General features: G+C 43.8%; 19 protein-coding genes. 16 read left to right on the forward strand and 3 right to left on the reverse strand.

What is annotated here, in order from left to right:
• Window positions 1-193: 193 nt before the first annotated feature.
• From htpG to ACFPFU_RS06015, 7 genes are all read left to right on the forward strand, one after another.
• Window positions 194-2077, forward strand: a complete 1884-nt coding sequence (gene htpG / locus ACFPFU_RS05985) for a molecular chaperone HtpG (protein ID WP_377062511.1) — start codon at window positions 194-196, stop codon at window positions 2075-2077.
• A 153-nt stretch (window positions 2078-2230) separates the two neighbouring features.
• Window positions 2231-2647 (forward strand): RrF2 family transcriptional regulator, encoded by a 417-nt coding sequence (locus tag ACFPFU_RS05990; RefSeq protein ID WP_377062513.1) that lies wholly within the window; start codon window positions 2231-2233, stop codon window positions 2645-2647.
• A gap of 142 nt (window positions 2648-2789) precedes the next feature.
• Window positions 2790-3515 carry a phosphoadenylyl-sulfate reductase gene (locus tag ACFPFU_RS05995; RefSeq protein WP_377062515.1) on the forward strand — a complete coding sequence of 242 codons (726 nt, stop codon included), beginning with the start codon at window positions 2790-2792 and terminating at the stop codon, window positions 3513-3515.
• 59 nt (window positions 3516-3574) lie between these two features.
• Entirely contained in the window at window positions 3575-5677 is a 2103-nt protein-coding gene (locus ACFPFU_RS06000; RefSeq protein ID WP_377062517.1) for a HEPN domain-containing protein, read from the forward strand.
• Complete coding sequence (cobA, locus tag ACFPFU_RS06005; protein WP_377062519.1) at window positions 5674-6444, forward strand: uroporphyrinogen-III C-methyltransferase; 771 nt, start codon at window positions 5674-5676, stop codon at window positions 6442-6444. Before ACFPFU_RS06000 ends, cobA begins: the two co-directional genes overlap by 4 nt.
• A 30-nt stretch (window positions 6445-6474) precedes the next feature.
• The gene (locus tag ACFPFU_RS06010) at window positions 6475-7053 is read left to right on the forward strand and encodes a precorrin-2 dehydrogenase/sirohydrochlorin ferrochelatase family protein (protein WP_377062522.1); all 579 of its coding nucleotides are present in this window, start codon (window positions 6475-6477) and stop codon (window positions 7051-7053) included.
• A gap of 386 nt (window positions 7054-7439) precedes the next feature.
• On the forward strand, window positions 7440-8864 hold the full coding sequence (locus ACFPFU_RS06015; protein WP_377062524.1) for an aldehyde dehydrogenase family protein: 1425 nt from the start codon (window positions 7440-7442) through the stop codon (window positions 8862-8864).
• 184 nt (window positions 8865-9048) lie between these two features.
• Here the strand turns inward: ACFPFU_RS06015 and ACFPFU_RS06020 are convergent, their stop codons facing one another.
• Complete coding sequence (locus ACFPFU_RS06020; protein ID WP_377062526.1) at window positions 9049-9270, reverse strand: hypothetical protein; 222 nt, start codon at window positions 9268-9270, stop codon at window positions 9049-9051.
• Window positions 9271-9801: 531 nt separating this feature from the next.
• The gene (gene lysA, locus ACFPFU_RS06025; RefSeq protein ID WP_377062528.1) at window positions 9802-11037 is read right to left on the reverse strand and encodes a diaminopimelate decarboxylase; all 1236 of its coding nucleotides are present in this window, start codon (window positions 11035-11037) and stop codon (window positions 9802-9804) included.
• A 280-nt stretch (window positions 11038-11317) separates the two neighbouring features.
• On the opposite strand from lysA, the gene ACFPFU_RS06030 reads away from it, so the two are divergent.
• From ACFPFU_RS06030 to fumC, 5 genes are all read left to right on the forward strand, one after another.
• A complete protein-coding gene (locus ACFPFU_RS06030; protein WP_377062530.1) occupies window positions 11318-13018 on the forward strand; it encodes a sensor histidine kinase in 1701 nt (566 codons plus the stop codon).
• On the forward strand, window positions 13015-13716 hold the full coding sequence (locus ACFPFU_RS06035) for a response regulator transcription factor (protein WP_377062532.1): 702 nt from the start codon (window positions 13015-13017) through the stop codon (window positions 13714-13716). Before ACFPFU_RS06030 ends, ACFPFU_RS06035 begins: the two co-directional genes overlap by 4 nt.
• Before the next feature lie 91 nt (window positions 13717-13807).
• Window positions 13808-14191 carry a Rid family detoxifying hydrolase gene (locus ACFPFU_RS06040; RefSeq protein ID WP_377062534.1) on the forward strand — a complete coding sequence of 128 codons (384 nt, stop codon included), beginning with the start codon at window positions 13808-13810 and terminating at the stop codon, window positions 14189-14191.
• 27 nt (window positions 14192-14218) lie between these two features.
• Window positions 14219-14710 carry a hypothetical protein gene (locus tag ACFPFU_RS06045; protein WP_377062536.1) on the forward strand — a complete coding sequence of 164 codons (492 nt, stop codon included), beginning with the start codon at window positions 14219-14221 and terminating at the stop codon, window positions 14708-14710.
• Window positions 14711-14831: 121 nt separating this feature from the next.
• On the forward strand, window positions 14832-16235 hold the full coding sequence (gene fumC, locus ACFPFU_RS06050; RefSeq protein WP_377062538.1) for a class II fumarate hydratase: 1404 nt from the start codon (window positions 14832-14834) through the stop codon (window positions 16233-16235).
• Between the two features lie 22 nt (window positions 16236-16257).
• Here the strand turns inward: fumC and gcvP are convergent, their stop codons facing one another.
• Window positions 16258-19155, reverse strand: a complete 2898-nt coding sequence (gcvP, locus tag ACFPFU_RS06055) for an aminomethyl-transferring glycine dehydrogenase (RefSeq protein ID WP_377062540.1) — start codon at window positions 19153-19155, stop codon at window positions 16258-16260.
• 177 nt (window positions 19156-19332) lie between these two features.
• Between gcvP and ACFPFU_RS06060 the strand changes: the two genes are divergently transcribed.
• The 4 genes from ACFPFU_RS06060 (at window position 19333) to ACFPFU_RS06075 (ending at window position 22513) form a co-directional block, all read left to right on the forward strand.
• Window positions 19333-20829: a M28 family peptidase gene (locus tag ACFPFU_RS06060; RefSeq protein WP_377063210.1), complete on the forward strand. Its 1497-nt coding sequence runs from the start codon at window positions 19333-19335 to the stop codon at window positions 20827-20829.
• Window positions 20830-21021: 192 nt separating this feature from the next.
• Window positions 21022-21609 (forward strand): hypothetical protein, encoded by a 588-nt coding sequence (locus tag ACFPFU_RS06065; protein WP_377062542.1) that lies wholly within the window; start codon window positions 21022-21024, stop codon window positions 21607-21609.
• Window positions 21610-21779: 170 nt separating this feature from the next.
• Complete coding sequence (gene crcB / locus ACFPFU_RS06070) at window positions 21780-22151, forward strand: fluoride efflux transporter CrcB (RefSeq protein ID WP_377062544.1); 372 nt, start codon at window positions 21780-21782, stop codon at window positions 22149-22151.
• Window positions 22152-22153: 2 nt separating this feature from the next.
• Window positions 22154-22513, forward strand: a complete 360-nt coding sequence (locus tag ACFPFU_RS06075) for a DUF190 domain-containing protein (RefSeq protein ID WP_377062546.1) — start codon at window positions 22154-22156, stop codon at window positions 22511-22513.
• The last annotated feature ends 32 nt before the right edge of the window (window positions 22514-22545 follow it).

Genomic DNA, 22545 nt, shown 5'->3' on the forward strand with positions numbered 1-22545 from the left:
AGCACGGATTTATTCATAGAATACTGACCGGAAGCTCTCCGACAATTAAATTAAATCGGTGTGAATCTGGCGAATCTATGGTTTTAAAGGTCCATATGACAATTTGACATGGTTTTGAAATTGGAACGGGACTTGTTTTTATGGCCTTATCAAGTATCGAAAATTGTTTCATTACTAATAAACATATACTACCATGCAGGAGAAAGGTACCATATCCATTCATACCGAAAACATTTTCCCCATTATCAAGAAGTTTTTGTATTCTGATAATGAGATATTCCTTCGTGAACTTGTTTCCAATGCCGTGGATGCCACCCAAAAGGTAAAGCGGCTGGCTACTTTGGGGCAGTACAAAGGGGAATTGGGAGACATCACCATAGAAGTCAGTTTTGACAAAGACAAAAAGACCATCACCGTTTCCGACAAAGGGATCGGGATGACAGGGGAAGAAATCAAAAAATACATCAACCAGATTGCTTTTTCCGGCGCTACTGAGTTTGTGGAGAAATTCAAGGAAGCAAAGGACGCGAATGAAATCATCGGCAAATTCGGTTTGGGTTTTTATTCCGCTTTCATGGTGGCGGACAAAGTGGAAATCCACACCCTCTCCTATCAGGAGGGAGCAGAACCGGCCCGCTGGATTTGTGATGGCAGCACGGAATTTGAGATCAGCCCCGGTGAAAAAACCGAACGGGGAACAGACGTCATCCTGTATATCAACAGCGAATCCGAAGAATTTCTGGACAAGTGGAAGCTTCAGACCATCCTGGAAAAATACGGCAAATTCCTCCCCGTCCCCATTAAATTCGGAACGAAAACAGAAAGTGTAGAAGACGGAGAGGATAAAGAGGGCAAGAAAAAATGGAAATCTATTGAAGTAGATAATATCATCAACGAAACCAGACCGATTTGGACACAATCGCCCAATGAGCTTAAGGATGAGGATTACCTGAAATTTTATAAGGAACTTTACCCCATGAGCGATGATCCTCTGTTCTGGATTCATTTAAATGTGGATTATCCTTTTAACCTTACCGGGGTGCTGTATTTCCCTAAAATCAAAAACGAATTCGAGCTTCAGAAAAACAAAATAAAACTTTTTAGCAGGCAGGTGTTCATCACCGATGAGGTAAAAGACATCGTTCCCGAGTTCTTGATGTTGCTGCATGGAGTGATAGATTCCCCTGATATCCCGTTGAATGTGTCGAGAAGTTTCCTTCAGGCGGACAGCAATGTGAAGAAAATCAACAATTACATCACCAAAAAAGTAGCAGACAAGCTTGCCGAGCTGTATAAAAAAGACAGGAAAGTTTATGAGGGAAAATGGGGCGATATCGGTCTTTTTGTCAAATATGGGATGATTTCTGAAGACAAGTTCTATGAAAAGGCAAAGGATTTCGCTTTGCTGAAAAATACCAAGGATGAATTTTTTACCCTTGAAGAATACAGGGAAAAGACAAAGGCTTTTCAAACGGACAAGGAGGATCAACTGGTTTATCTGTATGCCACTGACGCCAACAAGCAGGACGGTTTCATCCAATCGGCAAACAAGAAAGACTACGATGTTCTTCTGATGGATTCGCCAATTGACAGCCACTTTATTCAGCATTTGGAGGGCAAACTTGAAAAAACCATGCTCAAGCGCGTGGACGCAGATGTGGTAGACAAATTGATCCAGAAAGAGGGGGGATATTCTAACCTTTTGTCAGAAGATCAGTCCAAAAAAGTGAAGGAGATTTTCGAAAAGGCCATCAGCAATGACAGCTATAAGGTGGAAGTGGAGGGCATGAGTCCTGAGGAACTTCCGGTTACTGTGACCATGGATGAGTTCATGCGAAGAATGAAGGACATGGCCCAGACCGGCGGAGGAATGGGGTTTTACGGTGCCCTTCCGGATAGCTACAAAGTAGGGATCAACGGCAACCATCCCCTTATTGATAAGGTCCTCAAAGCAGAAAATGAAGAGGAGCAGGCAAAATTGGCCAAGCAGGCTTTTGATCTGGCCCTGCTTTCCCAGGGCTTGCTGACAGGAAAGGATCTGACCGCCTTCGTTAAGAGGAGTGTGGAAATGATCTGAGGTTCATAGAGATGTAAAATTCCCCGGGCTGATTCCCGGGGAATTTTTTTATTTTGCCGGAATGATTATATTGAGGAATCCAACCGCCGTAATTTCTTTGAATTTCAAACGAAACAGCCGAATTCTGGCAAAAAATGATATTTTTGTAAGATAATGCTATCCAAAAAAACAAAATATGCCTTTCATGCGCTTACTTATCTCGGAAAGAACAGGGATAAGGGAGCAATTTTAATTCAGGAGATTTCAGAAAAACACGGTATTTCCCACAAATTTTTGGAAAACATACTTTTGGAGTTGAAGAAAGCGGGTTTTCTGGGCAGCAAGAAAGGAAAAGGGGGAGGCTATTATCTGATCAAAGACCCGGTAGAAATTCCATTATCCAAAATCATCAGACTGTTGGACGGACCTATTGCCTTATTGCCCTGTGTGAGTTTAAATTATTACGAGCCTTGTGAAGAGTGCGAAAGTCAGGAAAAATGTGGGCTGAACAAAGTAATGATTAAGGTAAGAGATGAAACCCTCAAGATATTGGAGATGAAAACATTACAAGATATTTTGGAAAACGAATGAATTTTTTTACATAAACTCTATATATTTTGTAGGTTTTATGTACTTTTGTAATTGGACCCCCTGAAAGCCTAAGGCAAAGGGTGGGTAAACCAACAGGGTTTGGTTTTTCCATCAAGTTAGGATTCCCAAAATTCGATAAAAAATGATTCAGCAAAATCAAATAGAGGAATTGTCCAAAAGGATTGACGACTTAAGTGCTGCGGAAGCGATGGGTTTGTTGTGTGATCTTTTCCCCGGGGAAGTGGTTTTTTCCACATCTTTGGGGCAGGAAGATCAGGTGATCACCCAGATCATAGCCAAAAACCAGCTCCCGGTTGAGATATTTACCTTGGATACCGGACGTTTGTTTTACGAGACCTATGACCTGCTGGCCAAGACAATCATAAAGTATTCTTTGGACATAAAAACTTATTATCCCAATACCCATTCCGTGGAAAAGTTTGTCAGGGAAAAAGGGATCAATAGTTTTTACGAATCGGTGGAAAACAGAAAATCCTGCTGCTATATTAGGAAAGTTGAGCCTTTGAAAAGGGCGTTGGAAGGGAAAAGCATCTGGATAACCGGCCTGAGGGCCGAACAAAGTCCAAACCGCAAGAACATGAAGAAACTGGAATGGGACGAAGGCAATCATATTCTTAAGTTTAATCCGTTATTGGATTGGACGATGGACGGCATGCTTGAATATATTAAGGAAAACAAAATACCCTATAACCCATTACATGACAAAGGGTATATAAGTATTGGCTGTGCCCCTTGTACCAGGGCCATTGAGCCTGGGGAGGACCCAAGGGCCGGTCGATGGTGGTGGGAGGCTTCCCACAAGGAATGTGGGCTGCATGAGTCTTCCCCCGTCATCCAAAAAAACTGAAAGCTGCTCATCAGGAGCCATAATTTATTTACTGTCATAGATTAAATTTCACAAACCCGATGCAAAGTTTTAGAACAGAAATAGAAAACCCGGTAGTAGAAAAGGATATAATTGAGTTGGAAAAGAAAATCTCCCTTTTCCGCAACGGTAAAATAGATGAGGAGAAGTTCAGAAGTCTCCGGCTTGCCAGAGGCATATACGGTCAGCGCCAGGAAGGGGTGCAGATGATCCGGATCAAATTGCCCTACGGCAGGGTGACATCTGAGCAGTTGAAGAGAATCTGTGACGTTTCCGAAAAATACTCTACGGGGAAACTTCACATTACCACACGTCAGGATATTCAGATCCATTATGTCAGCCTGGACAGAACGCCCGAGCTATGGGCTGATTTGGACAGGGACGACATCACCATCAGGGAAGCTTGCGGGAATACCGTAAGAAATGTCACTGCTTCTGAGACCGCCGGTGTGGACCCCAATGAACCTTTTGATGTCACGCCGTATGCGGATGCGACATTCAAACACATGCTCAGGAACCCCATTTGCCAGGAAATGGGAAGGAAGTTTAAAATCAGTTTTTCATCGAGTGACGAAGATACTGCGCTTTCTTACCTTCATGACCTGGGTTTCATTCCCAAGCTGAAAACAGAAAACGGAGAGGAAATAAGAGGATTTAAAGTGGTGCTTGGCGGAGGCTTAGGTTCTCAGCCAAGGCATGCCGATGAGGTATATGCGTTTCTGCCTACCGATCAGCTGATCCCGTTTATAGAAGGCGTGGTGAGGGTGTTTGACAGACATGGCGAACGTGCGAAAAGGATGAAGGCGAGGATGAAGTTTCTGATCAACAGTATTGGCATTGAAGAGTTTCTGCGTTTAGTTGAAGAGGAAAAGACCGCCGTTCCATTTAAAAGCTATCCCATAGAATACGCTTCTTATGAGGCAGCCAAAACCCTGCCCACCCCTCAGATACCTTCTGTAGAGGTGCCATCGAGTCAACATTACAAGTGGTGGAAACAGACCAACGTCATGCCTCAAAAACAGGAAGGCTATGTTTCTGTTGGAGTAAAAGTTCATTTGGGAGATTTCAGCACGGCGGTTGCAAGGAAATTGGCCGATTTGATTAAGAAGTATGCCAACAACGAATTACGATTTACCCTGAGGCAGAATTTTCTTATACGGGATGTTAAAGAAGAACTGGTGCCTTTTTTCTATCAGGAGCTCCAAAAGATCGGATTGGGAGATTACGGCTACAATTCTGTAGGGGATATTACCGCTTGCCCTGGGACAGATACCTGTAACTTGGGTATTGCCAGCAGTACAGGTGCAGCCCATGTCATGGAAGAGGTGGTTGTGAACGAATATCCGCAGTACCTTTTGAACAAAGACCTGACAATAAAAATCTCGGGCTGTATGAATGCCTGTGGCCAGCACAACATGGCTTCGATAGGATTCCAGGGAATGTCCATGAAAGTGGGTAAATCGGTACTTCCTGCTCTGCAGGTGCTGCTCGGAGGCGCTGGTTTTGGAGACGGAAAAGGAAGGTTTTCCGATAAAGTAATCAAAATACCCAGCAAGAGAGGACCACAGGCATTAAGAGTTCTCCTGGACGATTATGGCAAAAACGCTTCTGATGGAGAAACGTATGCTGCATATTACGAAAGGCAGGGGCAAATGTATTTCTATGAAATTTTGAAGCCCTTGGCCAGTACAGACGATATCGTGGAAGAAGATTTTGTAGACTGGGGAAATGATGAGCCCTATGTGAAGGCCATTGGTGTGGGTGAATGTGCCGGTGTAGTGATTGATCTGGTGTCTACACTGTTACTGGAAGCCAGAGAAAAGCTGGCCAATGCAGAAGATAGCCTGAACGAAGGAAAATGGGCTGATAGTATCTACCACTCCTACGCCAGCATGGTCAATGCCGCCAAGGCTATCCTGACCGCTGAAGGAATCAATACCAACAGCTATGCCAATATCATCAGCCAGTTTGAGGAACAGTTTATAGTGTCTGGAAAAATAGATATAGGAAGTCCGTTTCAGGAATTGATCTACCGGATAAGGAAGAATGAACCTACCGAAGCTTTTGCCAAAACATATTATAAGGATGCAGAAAGGTTGTTTGAAGCGATCAGTGAGTTTAGATCCAAGGAGGTGCATGCATGATGGAAAAAACCATTCCAAAGGTTACTTTGGTAGGGGCAGGGCCGGGTGATCCGGAACTGATTACACTTAAGGGGATACTGGCACTCAACAAGGCCGATGTGGTACTGTATGATGCATTGATAGATCCCGTGTTGCTGAACCATGCCCCGGCCAAAGCCCTCAGGATATTTGTGGGCAAAAGGAGCGGGAGTAAGCAGAACCCACAGGAAGAAACCAATCAGTTGTGTGTCTATTATGCACAGAAGCATGGACATGTAGTGAGACTGAAAGGCGGAGACCCCTTTGTTTTTGGAAGGGGTGCAGAGGAACTGGATTATATCCATCAATTTGGAATAAAAACCGAAGTGATTCCGGGGATTTCTTCGTCTGTGGCCGTGCCGGCCTCGGCGGGAATTCCTGTTACCAAGCGCGGGGTTTCGGAAAGTTTTTGGACCATTACGGGAACCACTTCAGCGGGGAAACTTTCAAAGGACCTATTGCTGGCGGCCCGGTCCTCTGCTACGGTGGTATTGCTTATGGGGACCCGTAAGCTCCCCGAAATTGTTCAGGTGTACCGCGAACTTGGGTTGGAAGAAAAACCCATTGCCATCGTACAAAATGGTACTACCAAAGGCGAGAGGGTGGTTGCAGGCACTATCTCGGACATTGAGTGGAAGGCCAGAGAGGGTGGTATTGGCTCCCCGGCGGTCATAGTCGTAGGGGAGGTGGTCAGAGAGAGTCCCAAACTGATGGAAATCTATCAGGAGGTGGCTTTTGCTTCCAAATAGCCTTCGCTACTAGTTTATCCGATTACAGCAATGAATGAACTGTACCCCGTTTTTCTGAAAGTATCCCAACTGAACACGCTTTTGGTGGGAGCAGGGGTGGTGGGTTTGGAGAAGCTCACTTTTCTATTAAAATCCAGCCCCAATGCAAGGGTCACCGTATTGGCACCCGAGATCTCTGAAGATGTTAAGCGCATGGCAGATCACAATGAAAGGCTGGTGTTGGTTCAGGATATTTACAGAAAAAAGTACCTTGAGGAAAAACACCTGGTCATCGCGGCGACAAATGACAAGGAGATAAATAAGGAAATCCACAAAGATGCCAAAGAAAGGTTTCTGTTGGTTAATGTGGCAGACACTCCTGAATATTGTGATTTTTATCTAGGTGGGATTGTAACCAAAGGCAACGTCAAGATTGCCATCAGCACGAACGGGAAATCTCCTACTACCGCGAAGAGATTGAGGCAACTGCTTGAAGAAGTGGTACCTGAGAACATCAATGAAATGGTGGAAAATATTAATCTGTATAGAGAGACGCTGAAGGGTGATTTTGAATATAAGGTGAAGGCACTTAATAAACTAACCGAGGAATTGATTAAAAAGAAAGATTGACAATTATCGGGCTCTAAAAATATTCGGTTGCTAAATGAAAAAAGCGGGATCAATTGACCCCGCTTTTTTCATTTGCTTTCCCTTTTTTGAGATTCTTTATATAATGCTTGATCAAATTTAATTTAAGTTTTTCATTCAGCTGTTGCTGCTGAAAAATCGCATCTACACTCCAGTACATCTTCACATTAATCGTTTTGTTATCAGGTAAATATAAGATTTTTTTAGCGAAAAAGACTACATTTATAAAAAAATATTTAATGTTTTTATAATTAAGCCAATTAATTAAAAAATTTGTATTTTAATTTCTCTTTTCCATTTTTTATAACAATATTTTTTTCTGATATTAATATTCGGGTTTTATTAAGGTCTTTTTATTTCTCTGGATTATGCAAGCAAATATAGACGCAACGGTTATAGAGGAGGTTTTCAGAAAGCAGAAGGCAGCTTCGATGCGTTTAAAGCAGAAAACCGTCCAGGAGAGGCTTGACAGTCTCAGACAGTTAAAAGAGTGGATAAAATCCAATAGGGAAAAGATTAAGGAAGCAGTCTGGGATGATTTGAAAAAGCCGCCTACGGAAACAGACCTGACCGAAATATACGTGGTGCTTTCAGAAATCAGTCATGCTGTCAAATGGCTCCCCAAATGGGCAGGGGTTCATAAAATAAAAGGATATTTGCCCCTCGTCGGGAGTAAATCTTATATACAGATGGAACCCAAAGGGATGGCCTTGATCATCTCGCCGTGGAATTATCCCTTCAATCTGGCCATTGGTCCGTTGGTTTCTGCCATTGCAGCCGGTTGTACCGTGGTTCTGAAGCCTTCGGAAATGGCGCCAAGCACATCGAGGCTCATAGGTGGGATGGTGTCTGAGGTATTTAGAGAAGAGGAAGTGACCGTGATAGAAGGAGGGCCTCTTGTTGTACAGACTCTCCTCTCCAAACCATTTGATCACGTATTCTTTACAGGAAGCCCTGCTGTAGGCAAGTCAGTGATGAAAGCTGCTTCAGAGCATTTGACTTCTGTAACCCTGGAATTAGGGGGGAAATCCCCTGTATTGATTGATAAGGCCTGCAAAATCAGTGAAGTCGCTGAAAGGGTAGTCTGGGGAAAGTTTTTGAACTGCGGCCAAACCTGTGTAGCACCTGATTACGTACTGGTACATGAAACTGAAGCCGATCGGTTTTTTGAGGAGATGAAGGTGCAGGTAAGGAAAATGTTCAATCCAAAAGATAGAGGTACTGCGAACAACGAGGATTATGGCCGTATTATCAACCCACAGCACCTGGAAAGGCTACAGGACATGTTTTCCGAGGCTTTGGACAAGGGCGCACAAATTGTGGTGGGTGGTGAGGTGGACAAGGCAGGAAATTATATGGCGCCCACGGTGCTGCGAGAGATCAGGACAGACTTGAAGTTGATGCAGGAAGAGATTTTTGGCCCCCTCTTACCCGTTCTTACCTATTCGGATATTGATGAAGCCATTGCCTTTATAAATTCGAAACCCAAACCCCTTGCCATTTATGTATTTACTGAAGAGGATTTTTTCAGTGACTACGTATTGACACATACAAGTTCGGGAACCGCTGTAATCAACGATTGTGCGGTGCAGTTTGGCCATCCCGGTCTGCCTTTTGGAGGAGTGGGGCAAAGCGGTATGGGGAAGTCTCATGGATATTATGGTTTTCTGGCTTTTTCTAACCAAAAGGCTGTTCTGCATCAAAAAACAGGTTTCACCCCAGTCAGAAACCTTTATCCGCCTTACGGGTTTAAGAAGCGAAAAATCGTCAGTTTATTTTTGAGATTTAAATAGCTTTATTTTTAAATGTCTTTTCCCGATGGTTGGCGTCGTGGCGTTTTGAAGAAGCGGGTTTTGTATGACCATATGATGCAGCGTTTTTTATTCTATCAGCCTGTTCTCCCGCTGTTTGTCCACAAACCATTAAAAATAACAAGAAATACGTCCAGGCTACCGGGAATGAGGATTTGGTGGGTATTTACTTTGAACCCGACATGATGGTGTTGTCATTATCCAGCAATTCTATATACTCACCAAAATACTTGTTGAAAGTAATCACCAGATGGCCAAAATCACCAGATGTCATCTCTTTTTGTATACTGCGGGTATTCATTCCGAGCGCTTCACTCAGGGTTTCTGCATATTCTAACAAATCCTCGCCTGTTTTATCAGTGTCCTTTTGATCGAGTTGGATTTGCATGATTGCTTTAGTTTTGGACGCCATTATCTTATTGCTTTAAAAATTTGTTGTTTCATACACTATGTTAACTTACCACCACTGCCTGGAATTGTAGGGTTTACATCAATCAGGTTTTTCCGCTGTTCTATGGTTCAAACTGGATTTATTATTAATATTTTGTTTTATACAAGAGCAAATATGTGTTTTATTTTTAGGAATATTATTTTATGTTTTTCAAATACATATTAATGATATACTCGGAGTGGAGTATATGCACATAATTAATGGAATAATATTTGAATTTACAAAATATTTTTTTTCAAAAAAAAACAAGCGCAACTCTATAGTATAAATTTTATGGTGGGATTTTGAAAGATAAATAAACACTTTCAACTGTTTATTGAGGCCAACAGATGCAGTAGGTTTCATATCAAAATAACACAGTTGACCTTGGCAAAGCCATGACCGCAAAGCCGGTTTATTTCCAGCTCCGGATTTGCGATCATGCCCTGGGGTATTAGGCTCGCCCCCCTTGAGCTCTCCATTATTTGATTACTCAAGATCCACCATGGGCTGGTTTCTGAGGATGTCTTCAAAGCTTTCCCTTTCTCGGATGAGGAAGTCCTTCCCTCTGAAAAGCAGGATTTCGGCAGGACGTAGTCGGGAATTGTAATTGGAGGCCATGCTGTATCCGTAAGCCCCCGCATTTTTGATGGCGATGATGTCACCTTCTTTTACCTCCTTAAGCTTTCTGTCGGCGGCGATGGTATCGGTCTCACAAATGTAACCGACTAAGGTATAGACCCTCTCAGGCCCATCCAACTTGGAAATATTCACCACATCATGGTAGGCGTCGTACATCATAGGCCGCAACAGGTGGTTAAGTCCGGAGTCTACCCCCACAAATGTCGTGGCAGGCGTGGATTTTACCACGTTGGTTTTTACCAGGAGGTAGCCGCATTCGCTGACCAGAAACTTGCCCGGTTCAAACCACAATTCAAGTTCCCTGCCATACTCTTTACAGAATGTTTTAAACGCATTGGATACCTTTTTGCCGATTTCATGGATGTCAGTGGTGATGTCCCCGATTTTATAGGCCACTTTGAATCCTCCTCCAAAATCCAGAAACCGGAGATCTTTGAATTCCTTGGCTGCATCAAACAAAATCTCCGCTCCTTTGAGAAATACCTCTGCGTCCAGAATGTCGGAACCGGTATGAACATGTAATCCGATCACATTGAGGTTATAAGCTTCCACTATCCGCAATACATGTTTTAATTGGAGTATGGAAATGCCAAACTTGCTGTCGATATGGCCGACGGAAATTTTTGCGTTTCCTCCTGCCAGTATATGGGGATTCAGGCGAACACACAAGGGAACGGTATTTCCATACTCAGTGCCAAAATGCTCCAGCATAGGAATGTTGTCAATATTCACCATGACTCCCAATTCCACCGCTTCTTTTATTTCTTCAAAGGACACACAGTTAGGGGTGTACATGATTTCCTGGGGCTGAAACCCCACATGCATACAAAGTTTGATTTCTTCAATGGAAACCGCATCCACACCGGTCCCCGCTTTTTTCATCAGCTTTAGGATATTGATGTTGGACAATGCTTTAGTGGCATATTTTATCCTCATGGTTACTTCGGAAAAAGCCGTTTTTAGCTTTTCCACCTGTTGAAGTATTTTTTCCCCATCATACACATAAAGCGGGGTGCCATATTTTTGGGCAAGATCGGAAAGGGCCAGTCCCTGGATGCGGAATTGTTGTTCTTTGATTTCCATATGAAAATATTTGAGGTGCAAAGATATATAAACGTTGCCCAAACATAAAATGAAATGGCCGTTAGGATGGTGCCAGTCCAATCCAGGTGCGGGGGCGCACGGCGTATCTGGGATCTATGGGAGGAATTTTCAGCCGGAAAAAAGAGTTATTGATGTAGACCGTCATAAGGTAACAAGTATACCCTTGAAAGCTTGTAGGTTAGGACATTTGTTAAAAATAGTTAAGTTCGTCGATTGCTTGTGGGAGAAGCCTTAAATTTGTAATATGTCAAAAACCAATATGAAAATAATCATTTTCCTGATGTCTTTGGCCACTTTGGGTTTGGTCGGGTTTCAGTTTTATTGGGTAAGCAATGTGTTGCAGATCAATCAGGAAAGATTTGAACAGAATGTTTATCAGGCCCTGGCCTCAACGGCTGACAAGTTGGAGAAAGGAGAAGCCAGTGACATTCTTTTAAGTTCCCTGGCAGGTGATACTGTTTTTCAACAGGCATTGTTTCAGCCCATAGAACCTATCCAGTTGCAGGTGAGGAGGAGGCAGGTGGCGATTAACAGGCCTTCCATGGTAGATTCACTTTTTAGCCAGCCAATGCCTCAGATATCACCGACGTTCCAAAAGCTGATTGCTTCTAAGGAAGGAGAGCCTAAGAGCTTTAGGCAAATAGAAAAATACTTTCACATGTCGCCATCTGTGGCGTCCACTTTATTTACTCCGGATGAAATGGCCATACTGCTTCAGGAGAAGGAGAAATATTTGGAATTTTTGAGTAAACAGGATCAGTATTTCAATAAAAGGAAGTATGCCTCCACCCGCCAGGCATATATTGTGGAGGAATACAATGTGCCCCGGGATGTGGCAGAAACCATAGTACAGGCGAATTTGAAAATAGAGCTGGTGGAGGTGGTGGTTCATCAGTTACTTTTACAAGGCAAACAATATGTATTGAACAGGATGGATACCGCACAGGTTAAAAATGAAATCCGATCTCAATTGGATAAAAGAGGTATCGATCAACCGTTTGAATTGGCGGTAATAGATGAAAGAGACAGTATCATAGGTGTGGGAGAAATAGCGGATTTAGTATCTTTAAAAAATTCCGGCATCCGGGCCGAACTGTTTCCAAGTGATCTTGTGGGGTCAGATAACTTTTTAGTGATTGATTTTCCGAACAAAAAAAATTATCTGTTGCAGCAGATCTGGATGCCTTTAATGAGTTCCCTGGTTTTCATGGGGATCATTATTTTTTGTTTTGTTTATGCCATTCAGGTCATTATCAGGCAGAAGAAAATATCCGAAATCAAGAATGATTTTATCAACAACATGACCCATGAGTTTAAGACACCTATTTCTACGGTGAGCTTGGCCATTGAAGCCCTGCAGGACCCTGATCTAATGAATCAGGAATCCATCAGAAACAGGTATCTTGCCATCATTAAAGAAGAGAACAAGCGGCTGGGTACACAAGTGGAACAGGTACTTCAGGCGGCTGCTTTGGATAAGAAGGATTTTAGGTTGAAAATTGAGAAAATCAACATCATTGAATTGATAGCCTCTGCCAAAGAGCACTTTGGGTTGATTGTGGAAAAGAGAGGGGGTAGCATCGATGCGGATTTTGATATAAGTGACCGGGAAATTGAAGCTGATTTTTTCCATCTCTCCAATATAATTAATAACTTGTTGGATAATGCCAATAAGTATTCCAAGGCAGCACCCAACATAAAAGTATATGTCAAGGATCTGGGCAATCAATTCAGCATTGCCATTAAGGATTTCGGGGTAGGAATGAGCAAAGATGCCCTAAAGAAAATATTTGATAAATTTTACAGAGTGCCTACTGGAAATATCCACGATGTGAAGGGGTTTGGACTCGGCCTTTCTTACGTCAAAACCATGGTAGAAGCGCATAAAGGCACAGTCTCTGTGGAAAGTGAACTGGGGAGAGGAAGTGTATTCACCATCAATTTACCGAAAAGACAATGAGCAAAGCCAAGATACTTTTAGTAGAGGATGATCCAAATTTGGGTGATATTTTACAGGAATACCTGACCGTAAAAGGATATGACACTACCCTGTGCAGAGATGGGGTGGAAGGTTGGAACAAGTTCAGAAAGGGCCAGTTTCAGCTTTGTATTTTAGATGTGATGATGCCAAAAAAAGATGGCTTCACCCTTGGTAAAGAAATCAGGCAAGTTGAAGAAAATATCCCTATTATATATCTCACCGCGAAGAACCTTAAAGAAGACGTGATAGAAGGGCTGAAGATCGGCGCCGATGATTACATCACCAAACCCTTCAGTATGGAGGAGTTGCTATTGAGAATCTCCGCTATTCTCAGAAGGACGCAATCGAAAAGTGAACCTGAAACCCTTAAAACCTACAAATTTGGCGGATTTACCCTTCAATATGATATGCAGATTCTTGAAGGGCCTGATGGAGAACACAAGTTGACCTCCAAGGAAAACGAGCTGTTGCGGTTGTTGGTCGCAGAAAGAAACAAAAATGTAAGCCGTTCTCACGCCCTTAAGCAGATATGGGGTGATGACAGTTATTTCAATGCCCGGAGTATGGATGTATATCTTAGTAAAATCCGAAAATTATTAAAAGCTGACGAAAACGTACAGATCATTACCTTGCATGGAGAAGGATTTAAGATGGTGGTAAATCAGCCGGCAAGGTGAGCAGGAATGTGTGGTTTGTTCTTTTTTTAGGAGAATATTTGAAAATATAGATTTTTCAATTTATTTTTTCATTTTAAAATAAGACAAATCAATGAGCAAGAAAATAATTCTTACCGAAGAAGCACCCAAACCCATCGGGCCTTATAGCCAGGCAGTGGAAGTCAACAAGGTTTTGTACCTATCCGGCCAAATTGCATTAGACGCAGAAAGCAGGGAGCTTATCAATGAAAACATCACCGAAGAAACCCATGCGGTGATGAAAAATATCGAAGCCGTCCTTCGGGCAGCGGGATATGGATTTCCGGATGTGATCAAATGCAGCATTTTTGTCAGGAACATGGATGATTTTACGGCTGTTAACGAGGCATATGGACAATATTTTAAAATAGACCCGCCGGCGAGGGAAACTGTGGAAGTAAGCAGATTGCCTAAAAATGTCAATGTGGAGATTTCTTGCATAGCTGCAAAAATTTGAACCATTTACCAAATAAGGGTTTCAACGATGATCAAGCTAACGCCGACTTACAGTGAGATTTTGGTTTCTTCTTTGTCAAGAACGGAAGTGACCAGAAGGATGGGTTTGGTGACAGACCAGGTTAATTTTATGGATGCCTCGGTCATCAAAAAAAATCAGATCAGTTTTTTCAATGGCTATATCCAGGGCAGCCGTTTTCAGCTTTCCCTGAAAATCAACAAGGCCGATAGCTTTTTGCCTTTAATAAAAGGAGAAATAGAGCCAACCGAGAAAGGCTGCATCATTTTTTTAGATTACTCGTTTTTCCCCAGTACAGAATTTTTCCTGGGCTTTTGGGGGGTTATCACCTTTTTGTTAACCTTATTTTTTTTGATTTTCATGCAGGATTGGCTCTTTGCCTCATTGAGTGTCCTGGTGGGAACCGGGAATTATTTCTTTGCATTTTTTTACTTCAAAAGAAAAGTAAAGCAGAGCCAACGGGTTTTCTATGAGATGATGGATATTAAGGTTCGGGAATGAGCCGCCCTGCTTTCAACATTTCAATGGCCATCTTATGTATTTTCCTTACCAGGTAGTAATTTAGCGGGGGCGAATCCCTGAGAGCTTTAATTACTAATGTTTTAATTATAAACTGTTAACAATGGAGTATCGTATAGAAAATGACACGATGGGGCCGGTTGAGGTACCAGCTGACAAATATTGGGGGGCACAGACCCAGAGATCCATCAATAATTTTAAAATCGGCGGGGCCAGAAATCAAATGCCGATCGAAATTGTCCATGCGTTTGCCATATTAAAAAAGTCTGCTGCCTTGACCAATGCGGAACTGGGGGTTTTGCCCCAGGAGAAAGCAGATATTATTGCCAAAGTGTGTGATGAGATTTTGGAAGGGGAGCTGGATGATCAATTCCCATTGGTGGTATGGCAGACGGGTTCCGGCACCCAATCCAATATGAATGTCAACGAGGTGGTAGCATATCGTTCCCACGTGCTTTTGGGAGGCTCTTTAAAGGATGAGAAGAAAAAAATCCATCCCAATGATGATGTGAACAAATCCCAGTCCTCAAATGATACTTTTCCTACGGCAATGCACATCGCAGCCTATAAGATGGTAGCGGAGACCACCATTCCTGGAGTGATAAAACTGAGGGAAACCCTGAAAGCCAAGTCTGATGAATTTATGGATGTGGTAAAAATCGGCAGGACCCATTTCATGGATGCGACACCACTTACCTTGGGGCAGGAGTTTTCAGGATATGTTGCACAGTTGGACCATGCCTTGAGAGCTATCGGGAATACCTTGCCCCATCTTTCCGAATTGGCGCTGGGTGGGACCGCGGTGGGGACAGGCCTGAATACGCCGGAGGGATACGCAGAGAAGGTGGCTCGAAAAATTGCTGAATTTTCGGGGAACCCCTTTGTGACAGCCCCCAATAAGTTCGAGTCATTAGCCGCTCATGATGCCATTGTGGAAACACATGGAGCGCTGAAACAGTTGGCAGTAAGCCTGATGAAAATCGCAAATGACATCCGTATGCTGTCTTCAGGCCCCCGTTCAGGAATAGGGGAAATCCTGATTCCAGAAAACGAACCGGGCTCCTCTATCATGCCAGGTAAAGTGAATCCTACCCAGGCAGAAGCGATGACCATGGTCTGTGCCCAGGTAATGGGAAATGATACCGCCGTATCAGTGGGCGGAGCAAATGGGCATTTTGAACTCAATGTCTTTAAGCCCATGATGATCTATAACTTGTTGAATTCCGCGAGGTTGCTGGGAGACGCCTGTGTTTCCTTTAATGACAACTGTGCCGTGGGTATCCAACCCAACGCGCCTTTTATCAAGCGGCATCTGGAAAATTCCCTGATGCTGGTCACGGCATTGAACCCGCATATTGGATATGAGAATGCAGCCAAAATTGCCAAAAAAGCACACAAAGAGGGTACCAGTCTCAGAGAGGCGGCATTGGCGTTGAACCTGCTGACCAATGAGCAGTTTGATGAGTGGGTCAAGCCCGAAAAAATGATCGGAGGATTGAAAAAATAAAAAAAGGGGCCTGGCCCCTTTTTTACATGATCACTTTTTCTTCCTCATAGGCTTCTGTAGGTATACAGCTGCAAACAAGGTTTCTGTCCCCATATGCAGCATCTATCCGGCTTACGGATGGCCAGAATTTGTTCTCTTTAACAAATGGAAGCGGGTAGGCAGCCTTTTCCCGGCTATAAGGAAATTCCCACTTATCAGCAACCACTTTGCTGGCGGTATGGGGCGCGTTTTTGAGCACATTGGAGCCTTTATCTGCTTTTCCTTCCTCGATTTCCCGGATCTCTTCCCTGATGGCAATCATAGCGGCACAGAACCTGTCCAGTTCGGTTTTTGATTCTGATTCCGTGGGCTCTATCATCAAGGTGCCAGCCACGGGAAAGGAAACAGTAGGGGCATGAAAGCCATAATCCATAAGTCTTTTGGCAATATCCTCTACTTCTATTTTCACCTCTTTGAACCCTCTGCAATCCAGTATCATTTCATGGGCCGCTCTTCCCCTACTACCGGTGTAGAGGATAGGATAATGGGGTTCAAGTTTGGCTTTGATATAATTGGTATTCAGAATAGCTGTTTTTGTGGCATTGGAAAGCCCTTCTTCTCCCATCATGGCTATGTACCCATAGGAGATGGGCAATATGCTGGCACTCCCAAAGGGAGCGGCTGATATGGCGGGAATGGCAGATTTGCCTCCAGTTTTGACGAACGGGTTTCCCGGAAGAAAAGGAACCAAATGTTCCGCTACACATATAGGACCCATGCCAGGCCCTCCTCCACCGTGAGGAATACAGAAAGTTTTGTGAAGGTTAAGGTGACAAACGTCTGCTCCGATCATTCCTGGACTGGTCAGCCCCACCTGGGCGTTCATGTTAGCACCGTCCATATACACCTGCCCACCGCAGTCATGGATTAGCTGGCAGATATCCTGTATCGCTTCTTCAAAGACACCATGAGTGGAAGGGTAAGTGACCATCAGCGCCGCCAGGTGGTCTTTATGCGCTTCGGCTTTGTCCTTCAATGCACCGAAGTCGATATTGCCTTTGTCATCACAGGGCACGATGACTACCTTCATACCCGCCATTACCGCGGAAGCCGGATTGGTACCGTGAGCGGAGGAGGGGATAAGGACAATGTTTCTGTGCTGATCTCCTCTGTCATGATGATAAGCTCTTATGACCATCAGGCCCGAGTATTCTCCCTGAGCTCCGGAATTAGGCTGCAATGAAGTATCCGCAAATCCGGTGATTTCACTTAGCCAGTTTCTCAATTCCTGAAACATTTCATAATATCCTGCTGCCTGATCTTGTGGGGCATAGGGATGAAGCTGACTGAATTCGGGCCATGTCACCGGAATCATTTCCGTGGTGGCATTGAGTTTCATGGTGCACGACCCCAGGGAAATCATGGAATGCACCAGAGAAAGGTCCTTGTTTTCGAGCCTTTTGAGGTATCTGAGCATTTCATGTTCCGAATGAAAGTGCCTGAAAACCTCATGTTGAAGGAAATCACTTTTTCTGAGGAGTCCTGCAGGAATCCTGGTTTCCACACTCATATCCGCGAGCGAGGGTTCTGTCATCTTCAGCGTATGGGTGGATTTGGAAAAAACCTCATAAATGGCCTTTACGTCCTCTTTATTTTTGGCCTCATCAAAAGTCAGTAGAATATGGTTTTCCTCATAACGGAAATTCATTTTTTTGGACAAGGCGAACGCCCGGACTTTTTCTTTCTGAACTTCATCAATTTCAATCTTGATGGTATCAAAAAAGCCCTTATTTATCTGCTTGAATCCCAGTTTTTCCAATTCTCTGGCTGCCAGGACAGCCAGCCCGTGGACTTTAGAGGCAATCCTTTTGAGCCCTTCCGGGCCATGATACACAGCGTACATGCCGGCCATTACGGCGAGTAATACCTGGGCAGTACAAATATTGGAAGTGGCCTTTTCCCTTTTGATATGTTGTTCCCGTGTCTGGAGGGCCATACGGTATGCTTTTTTACCGTCTTGGTCCACCGATATGCCGATGATTCTTCCCGGGATCTGTCGTTTAAACGATTCCCGGGTGGCAAAAAATGCCGCATGGGGACCGCCAAAACCCATGGGGACGCCAAAGCGTTGGCTGGTACCCACGACGACGTCCGCTCCCATTTCGCCGGGGGGCTTTAAGAGGGCCAGACTGAGTAAGTCAGTGGCAAAAGCCGTAAATACTTCCTGATCTTTTGCATTGACTATCAATTCTTCATAATCCCCCACCTCACCATCAGCATTGGGATACTGCACCATTACTCCAAATAAATGCGGGTCGGCCATATCAAGAGTGGAAAGGGGAGCTATGACCAAGTCAATTCCTACAGGGATAGCCCGTGTATGCAGGACCTCCAGGGTTTGTTTGTACACCTTTTCATCCACAAAAAACTTATTCGCAGCTTTTTTGGACCTCGGCCTGGACGCATACAGCATGCTCATGGCTTCTCCTGCTGCAGTTCCCTCATCCAGAAGGGAGGCATTGGCCAGGTCCATGGCCGTCAACTCACTGACCACTGTTTGGAAATTTATCAATGCTTCCAGCCTTCCCTGCGCGATTTCTGCCTGATAAGGGGTATAAGCCGTATACCATCCCGGGTTCTCCAGTATATTTCTCTGGATGACGCCCGGCACGATGGTGTCATGGTAGCCTAATCCTATAAAAGACTTATATATTTTGTTTTTTCCGGCAATTTTTTTCAAATCCCTCAAAAAATCAGCCTCGGATTTGGCGTCCGGGAGTTGTAAGGGTCTTTTCAACCGGATCTTTTTGGGAATGGTTTGGTCAATGAGTGTTTCCACAGTGTCCACGCCAATTTCACTCAACATGTTTTGGATTTCTTCGTTTGTAGGAGCAATGTGCCTTTCCTGGAATTTGTCCGAAGATGCAATACTGATTTTCATATAAAGATAAAATATGATTATTTTTGGCGGAATTGTGACATTCCTTGCGCAGGGCAAAGGTAGGAATAATACCTGATTTACATGTTACATTCAAGACAATTATCAATGCATAAATGAGCCGGTTGGAGGGAACTTGGCGAACGGATGGGTAAAGAAACTATTTAAAGATATACAATGATAAAAAGAATTTTGGCATTTGCCTCGGTGTGGTACCTGGGCTTTGGCTTTGCAAGCTTTGGTCAGGACAGTCAGGCGATAAAATATGCAGCAACCATAGAAGCAGAAGATTTAAAACGGCATTTAACTTATCTGGCTTCAGATGAACTGGAGGGGAGAGATACCGGTGAAAAAGGCCAGAAGCTAGCCGCTAAATACCTCGTTGATTTCTATAAGGAAAAGAATTTGCAAGGCCCTGTTGATGGCGGCTACCTACAGAAGTTCAACCTTTCGAGTGTATTATGGGCTGATATAGATTTAAAGGTGGGCAAAACCGGTTATATCAACAACGAAGACTTTGTTTTCATAGGGGATGCGGAAATGAAAAGGCCTAACAAGACCGAATTGGTGTTTTTGGGATTGGCAAGTCGTGAAAACCTGGACAAGGTCAACGTAAAAGGCAAGCTTGTGGGGCTCTGGGCCATAGGAGAGCGGGCCCAGTCCGCCATAGATGAAGTCTTCGAAGCAGGGGCGGAAGGTGTGATTGTAGTCACCATGGAGGGACAAGCCAATTTTGACAGAGTAGCCAGCAGATATAAAACGCTTTCAGGCCGGGGGAGGTTGGGTTTTGACAAGCCATCAGAGCAGAAGCCGGTATTTATGGTCAGTTCTGATAAAATGGCTCAGGTCTTCGAAACCCCCTTGGAAGAACTCAAGGAAGCAGCCAAAAGCAACCCTGCATCAATTCCTGCACAAAAAGCTTCTTTTTTGGTGAAAAAGGAGAAAAAAATAGTCGGAACAGAAAATGTATTGGCTTATTTGGAAGGGACAGACAAAAAAGATGAAGTGTTGGTCATTTCTTCCCATTATGACCATATAGGGATAAACAGCAAAGGAGAGATCAACAACGGCGCTGATGATGACGGATCAGGCACCGTGGCGGTAATGGAAATTGCCGAGGCCTTTGCCAAAGCAGCGGATGAAGGAGTCAGGCCGCGCCGAAGCATACTGTTCCTTAATGTAACCGGTGAGGAGAAGGGTTTGCTTGGGTCGCAGTATTATTCAGAAAACCCTATATTTCCTTTGGAGAAAACGGTGAACAATTTAAACATCGACATGGTCGGCAGAATCGACTATGAATACCAGGATGCGGAAAACCAGGATTACATTTATGTGATCGGCTCAGAAATGCTTTCATCCCATCTCAAACTGATCAATGAATACAACAATATCACCTATACCGACCTGATACTGGATTACCGCTATGATGCCGAGGACGATCCCAACCGGTTCTATTATAGGTCCGATCATTATAATTTTGCGAAACACAATATCCCTGTGATTTTCTATTTCAACGGCGTACACGATGATTACCATCAGCCCACTGACACGGTGGACAAGATAGAATTTGAACTGATGGAAAAAAGGGCCAGGTTGATTTTTCATACAGCATGGGACCTGGCGAACAGGGAATACAGGACGCCCGTGAATGGCGAAAACACCCGGTTGGAAAGATAGCTTGGTTGATTATGGGATGATCAGAAAAACCAAAAGGCCTTCAGGATGATCGCTATTGATCTATGCCGGAGGCCTTTGGTTCTAGGTCTTGGAATATTTTTCATGTTTTTTTTGGCTTTTCTTTTTTTCGCTTTAAGTATTGGTCAAATTTTGTATATTTAGTTCGCTACTAATGCTAAATAAGCCCGAAAAATGAAAACATCCCTTCTGACGCTATTGTGTTTTTTATGTGCCTTCGCGGTAAAAGCACAGACTGTTCCCTCTAAAGCCAACCAAATAAAAACCGCCGTACTTGCTGCTCCTGAAGATAAAAGGGACGGGGCCATGGTTTATGGATACAGTGAAAACGGTGAGTTTATTAAGTTGAGAGATGGAAATAATGAAATGGTATGTATTGCAGACGATCCATCCAGTCCAGGCTTCAGTGCTTCTTGCTATCACAAAGACCTGGAACCTTTTATGGAAAGAGGAAGGGAGCTAAAAAAGGAAGGCAAATCCTTCCGGGAAATTTTTGACGCGCGGGAAGAAGAGGTGAAGAACGGGAAATTGAAAATGCCTAAAGATGGAGCCACATTATATGTTTTGACGGCGGATGATGAACATTATAACCCCTCTTCCGGAAACGTAGACAAAACTTATCTCCGGTATGTGGTTTACATCCCCTGGGCAACAGAGGAGAGTACCGGTTTACCCCTTAAGCCGGAAGCACCGGGAATGCCTTGGATCATGGACCCCGGCACTCACCGTGCCCATATCATGATCAACCCCCCAAAGGATTGATCCGGCTTTCAGAATTTTTTTGTAACAAATGAACAGGCATGTGTTAGATTGAAAGGGCTGTAGGGCACTTTTTGTGATCATGCTTTTAACGGGTAAGGCTTTTTTCCTAAATTACCATGAGAACCTTTTCCCCAATGAGGCTGTAAGACAGAAAAAAGAAAGACAAAAAAATGAAAATAATATTAGCAATTGGAGCAGGCAGTTTTATTGGAGGAGTTTTCCGCTACCTGGTTTCAGTTGTTATCCAGTCCAGAATACCTACCACTTTTCCTTACGGTACTTTGGGTGTCAATTTCATCGGATGTTTACTCATTGGTTTGGTCTTTGGGATGGCGGACAGAGGGAACCTGGATTTGGGCTGGCGGCTTTTTCTTGCTACAGGGGTGATTGGTGGTTTCACCACATTTTCGGCGTTTTCGTTGGAGACCGTTTTGATGATTCGCGACGGTCAATATTTATACGCTTCCGCCTATGTTGTATTTAGTGTGCTGCTGGGACTTGCGGCAACATTTGTCGGTATCTCTGTCATTAAGTTACTTTAAAAATGGAAAATAACCCCCAAGCAAAACTTCTTCGCATATTTATAGGTGAAAACGACAGAATCGGACAGAAGCCTTTATATGAGAAAATAGTGTTTGAGGCAAAGAAGTGGGGGCTTTCAGGGGCCACGGTGACAAGGGGAATAATGGGCTTCGGGGCAAATACCAACGTGCAATCCGCTAAACTTTTTGAGATATCCTCTGACCTTCCCTTGGTAATTGAAATTGTTGATACGGAGGAAAAAATAAGAGAATTTATTCAGATAATAGAACCCTTTTTTGACCAAATCCCATCGGGAGGGCTTATTACGATAGAAAAAGCGGAAGTAATAAGGTACAAGCCAGGAAAGTCACACCGGGAATAATCAGCCAGTTTTTGAGCGGCCTTGTATGTATA

Origin of the sequence: Negadavirga shengliensis (assembly GCF_042652345.1) — a bacterium.
In the GTDB taxonomy this organism is placed as follows: Bacteria; Bacteroidota; Bacteroidia; order Cytophagales; family Cyclobacteriaceae; genus Negadavirga; species Negadavirga shengliensis.

What these genes read in the sequence shown, in the direction of transcription:
- htpG (WP_377062511.1), top strand. Translation starts at nt 194, where the DNA reads ATGCAGGAGAAAGGTACCATATCCATTCATACCGAAAACATTTTCCCC.
- ACFPFU_RS05990 (WP_377062513.1), top strand. Translation starts at nt 2,231, where the DNA reads ATGCTATCCAAAAAAACAAAATATGCCTTTCATGCGCTTACTTATCTC.
- ACFPFU_RS05995 (WP_377062515.1), top strand. Translation starts at nt 2,790, where the DNA reads ATGATTCAGCAAAATCAAATAGAGGAATTGTCCAAAAGGATTGACGAC.
- ACFPFU_RS06000 (WP_377062517.1), top strand. Translation starts at nt 3,575, where the DNA reads ATGCAAAGTTTTAGAACAGAAATAGAAAACCCGGTAGTAGAAAAGGAT.
- cobA (WP_377062519.1), top strand. Translation starts at nt 5,674, where the DNA reads ATGATGGAAAAAACCATTCCAAAGGTTACTTTGGTAGGGGCAGGGCCG.
- ACFPFU_RS06010 (WP_377062522.1), top strand. Translation starts at nt 6,475, where the DNA reads ATGAATGAACTGTACCCCGTTTTTCTGAAAGTATCCCAACTGAACACG.
- ACFPFU_RS06015 (WP_377062524.1), top strand. Translation starts at nt 7,440, where the DNA reads ATGCAAGCAAATATAGACGCAACGGTTATAGAGGAGGTTTTCAGAAAG.
- ACFPFU_RS06020 (WP_377062526.1), bottom strand. Translation starts at nt 9,270, where the DNA reads ATGCAAATCCAACTCGATCAAAAGGACACTGATAAAACAGGCGAGGAT.
- lysA (WP_377062528.1), bottom strand. Translation starts at nt 11,037, where the DNA reads ATGGAAATCAAAGAACAACAATTCCGCATCCAGGGACTGGCCCTTTCC.
- ACFPFU_RS06030 (WP_377062530.1), top strand. Translation starts at nt 11,318, where the DNA reads ATGAAAATAATCATTTTCCTGATGTCTTTGGCCACTTTGGGTTTGGTC.
- ACFPFU_RS06035 (WP_377062532.1), top strand. Translation starts at nt 13,015, where the DNA reads ATGAGCAAAGCCAAGATACTTTTAGTAGAGGATGATCCAAATTTGGGT.
- ACFPFU_RS06040 (WP_377062534.1), top strand. Translation starts at nt 13,808, where the DNA reads ATGAGCAAGAAAATAATTCTTACCGAAGAAGCACCCAAACCCATCGGG.
- ACFPFU_RS06045 (WP_377062536.1), top strand. Translation starts at nt 14,219, where the DNA reads ATGATCAAGCTAACGCCGACTTACAGTGAGATTTTGGTTTCTTCTTTG.
- fumC (WP_377062538.1), top strand. Translation starts at nt 14,832, where the DNA reads ATGGAGTATCGTATAGAAAATGACACGATGGGGCCGGTTGAGGTACCA.
- gcvP (WP_377062540.1), bottom strand. Translation starts at nt 19,155, where the DNA reads ATGAAAATCAGTATTGCATCTTCGGACAAATTCCAGGAAAGGCACATT.
- ACFPFU_RS06065 (WP_377062542.1), top strand. Translation starts at nt 21,022, where the DNA reads ATGAAAACATCCCTTCTGACGCTATTGTGTTTTTTATGTGCCTTCGCG.
- crcB (WP_377062544.1), top strand. Translation starts at nt 21,780, where the DNA reads ATGAAAATAATATTAGCAATTGGAGCAGGCAGTTTTATTGGAGGAGTT.
- ACFPFU_RS06075 (WP_377062546.1), top strand. Translation starts at nt 22,154, where the DNA reads ATGGAAAATAACCCCCAAGCAAAACTTCTTCGCATATTTATAGGTGAA.